The sequence below is a fragment of the Actinomycetota bacterium genome, from assembly GCA_009923495.1.
Taxonomy (GTDB): domain Bacteria; phylum Actinomycetota; class Actinomycetes; order S36-B12; family UBA5976; genus UBA5976.
The window spans coordinates 1-1,051 of record RFTJ01000059.1; the positions used below are offsets into that span (position 1 = coordinate 1).

The window sequence follows — 1,051 nt, forward strand, 5'->3', positions numbered from 1 at the left end:
TGAGAGCGATAGTATTATCTACGATTACTCATACAAGCCTGACCCTAAGTTTTTCGGGTCTGACACACACTACTTCGGTATCGAGTTAGAGGTCGAGGACAATGCTCGTTGGGGTTGCGAGAGTGGCGCAGAGTTAGTACAAAATGCGCTTGGCTCACGTGTATATATCAAGCGAGATGGTTCACTTGATAATGGCTTCGAGATAGTATCTCACCCACACTCACTTGACGCATGGCAAAAGAGTGAGTGGGATTTCTTGAGGCTCTTACGAGTAAACGGCTTCCGTTCATGGGATACAAGTACATGTGGATTACATGTACACGTATCTCGAACAGCGTTTCGCAATTTTGGTAAGCGTGATGAGGCACACGAATTACGTTTCCAAAAACTTATCTACGACAACGGAAAACAAGTTCGTGCGATAGCAGGTAGAAGCAGTTCCTTCGCACGATTTAACGACAAGGGCGCACTCGTACCTAAGGTTAAGTTCGGACACACAGCCGACAGGTATGAAGCGGTCAATTCACAAAACGACCACACGTTAGAGGTTCGTGTGTTTCGTGGTTCACTCAAGCCAACACGGATACTATCAGCGATAGAGTTCATACACTCTGCCATTGAGTACACACGTGATATGAAAATAGACCCTAAAGGTAATCAGTTATCGTGGGTACGCTTCATGGGCTACGTGCTAGACAACAAAGACAAGTACGAAAACTTTGCGCAAATCGCGCTTAGCACTCTCGGTGATGAGCCAAGAGATTACGAAAGTGAGGAAAACTAATGTGTATGTTATGCGTAGTTCCACCAAACGTATTACCTTCGCGTGATAAGTTGATGTATTCCGCGATAAATAATCCTGACGGGTTCGGCTTTGCTATCGTTATCTCGAGTGAGAAACGTATCCTTGTCGAACACACAATGAACGCTGACGAGGCAGTTAATCGCTTCCTTGAGGCACGTGCTAAGTATCCTGATGACTACGCCTTATGGCACGCAAGATACGCAACACACGGCACTACTAACTTGGATAACTGCCACCCGTTCTACG

Annotated in this window: 2 protein-coding genes; both read left to right on the top strand. The window is 46.0% G+C overall.

Features of this window, described 5'->3' with window-relative positions:
* A partial coding sequence (locus tag EBS36_07535; GenBank protein NBU32999.1) for a hypothetical protein occupies positions 1–784 on the top strand: 784 nt, incomplete at its 5' end.
* On the top strand, positions 784–1,051 hold a 268-nt coding region (locus EBS36_07540; protein NBU33000.1), incomplete at its 3' end, for a hypothetical protein. The genes EBS36_07535 and EBS36_07540, both read left to right, overlap by 1 nt.